Source organism: uncultured Streptomyces sp. (assembly GCF_947488945.1).
In the GTDB taxonomy this organism is placed as follows: domain Bacteria; phylum Actinomycetota; class Actinomycetes; order Streptomycetales; family Streptomycetaceae; genus Streptomyces.
The window spans coordinates 1-663 of the sequence record NZ_CANLBS010000081.1 but is presented as its reverse complement, the minus strand read 5'-3'; the positions used below and the strand labels follow the sequence as shown (position 1 = coordinate 663).

Here is a 663-nt window from a genome sequence, read left to right as displayed (position 1 = left end):
GCGACGCTCCCACGGCTTGTAGGCACACGGTTTCAGGTACTATTTCACTCCGCTCCCGCGGTACTTTTCACCATTCCCTCACGGTACTATCCGCTATCGGTCACCAGGGAATATTTAGGCTTAGCGGGTGGTCCCGCCAGATTCACACGGGATTTCTCGGGCCCCGTGCTACTTGGGTGTCTCTCAAACGAGCCGTTAATGTTTCAGCTACGGGGGTCTTACCCTCTACGCCGGACCTTTCGCATGTCCTTCGCCTACATCAACGGTTTCTGACTCGCCTCACAGCCGGCAGACTGTGAAAGAGAGATCCCACAACCCCGCATGCGCAACCCCTGCCGGGTATCACACGCATACGGTTTGGCCTCATCCAGTTTCGCTCGCCACTACTCCCGGAATCACGGTTGTTTTCTCTTCCTGAGGGTACTGAGATGTTTCACTTCCCCTCGTTCCCTCCACACTGCCTATGTGTTCAGCAGCGGGTGACAGCCCATGACGACTGCCGGGTTTCCCCATTCGGAAACCCCCGGATCAAAGCTAGGTTGACAGCTCCCCGGGGACTATCGTGGCCTCCCACGTCCTTCATCGGTTCCTGGTGCCAAGGCATCCACCGTGCGCCCTTAAAAACTTGGCCACAGATGCTCGCGTCCACTGTGCAGTTCTCAA

The 663-nt window shown here is 57.2% G+C and carries 1 rRNA gene; it reads right to left on the bottom strand.

Features of this window, described 5'->3' with window-relative positions:
- Positions 1–631: ribosomal RNA gene (locus Q0994_RS33910) — 23S ribosomal RNA — on the bottom strand; the annotation flags it as partial.
- Between the last annotated feature and the right edge of the window lie 32 nt (positions 632–663).